This window comes from Companilactobacillus halodurans, from assembly GCF_009600985.1.
Taxonomy (GTDB): Bacteria; Bacillota; Bacilli; order Lactobacillales; family Lactobacillaceae; genus Companilactobacillus; species Companilactobacillus halodurans.
The window spans coordinates 1-1,284 of record NZ_VDFP01000171.1 but is presented as its reverse complement, the minus strand read 5'-3'; the positions used below and the strand labels follow the sequence as shown (position 1 = coordinate 1,284).

General features: G+C 38.3%; 2 protein-coding genes. Both read right to left on the bottom strand.

Features of this window, described 5'->3' with window-relative positions:
• Nucleotides 1-59: 59 nt before the first annotated feature.
• Nucleotides 60-815 carry an ABC transporter ATP-binding protein gene (locus FHL06_RS13370; RefSeq protein WP_120143384.1) on the bottom strand — a complete coding sequence of 252 codons (756 nt, stop codon included), beginning with the start codon at nt 813-815 and terminating at the stop codon, nt 60-62.
• The coding region (locus FHL06_RS13365; RefSeq protein WP_420360979.1) for an ABC transporter permease subunit at nt 763-1,284 on the bottom strand (522 nt) is incomplete at its 5' end. The genes FHL06_RS13370 and FHL06_RS13365, both read right to left, overlap by 53 nt.

Here is a 1,284-nt window from a genome sequence, read left to right as displayed (position 1 = left end):
CATTTAAAAGATATAAATCAAATTGACTTCATAAACATCAAAACCAATTCAATAACTATTTATTCAAATGCTTCCAACAATTGAGCTGTATCAAGGTTATCTTTCTCAGCACCTTTCACATCTAGCTTAATTTGCCCATCTTGAACCATGACTAAACGATTACCATATTTCAATGCATCAGACATTTTATGCGTAATCATCATAGTCGTTAAATGTTCCCTTTGAACCATTTCATTAGTTATTCTCATAACTTCTTGGCTAGTTTTTGGATCAAGAGCTGCGGTATGTTCATCTAGTAACAACAACTTTGGTTTACTCAACGTAGCCATCAAGAGTGACAAGGCTTGTCTTTGTCCACCAGACAGGTATTTTACTTGAGTATCCATGAAATTCTCTAGTCCCATATTCAAGGTCTTGAGCAATTCTTGATACTCTTCGACATCCCCTTTTCGTTGATACCATTTTAAATTGATGGTATTGGTATGGCTCTGGGCTAACACCAAATTTTGCATAACTGTCAAATCACCGGCTGTACCCATTTTAGGATCTTGAAACACGCGTGACATCCAGCGTGAACGATAGGCAACCGATTTCTTAGAAACGTTATGTGCAGCTAAGTCGATTTCTCCAGCATCAGCGTGCAAAGTTCCAGCGATTGTATTTAACAAAGTTGATTTACCGGCACCATTGTTTCCGATAACAGAAATAAAGTCGCCCTCATCTACTTGCAAATTAATATTTTTTAAGACGTGGCGTTCATTATCAGTCCCGGGAAAGAATACCTTTTGTAGGTGTTTCACTTGTAATACGTTCATCGTCTTGGTCCTCCATTTGTTCTAAGTATTTCTTCAATTGACGTTTCGTTCTAATACGATTTTGGATAATTGGTACACAGATTACGATCACCAAAATAACAGCTGAAAGAATCTTCAAATCATCTGGTGGGAATCCTAATCCCATTGCCACCGTCAAGAGCAAGCGATAAACGACTGCTCCGACGACCATGGCAATTAATCTTGTTAAAATATTGTGTCCACGTAGGAAAATTTCCCCAACTAGAACTGACGCCAAGCCGATAACAATTGTTCCGATACCCATGCCGATATCAGCGTAACCATTACTTTGGGCAATCAAGGCTCCTGACAAAGCGATGAATCCATTGGAAATCATGTAGCCGAAAATAATCATGCCGTCAGTATTGATACCGTTAGCAGCTGACATATCTTTATTATTACCAGTTGCCATCAATGACAAACCTAATCTAGTTTTGAACATCAGATAAAG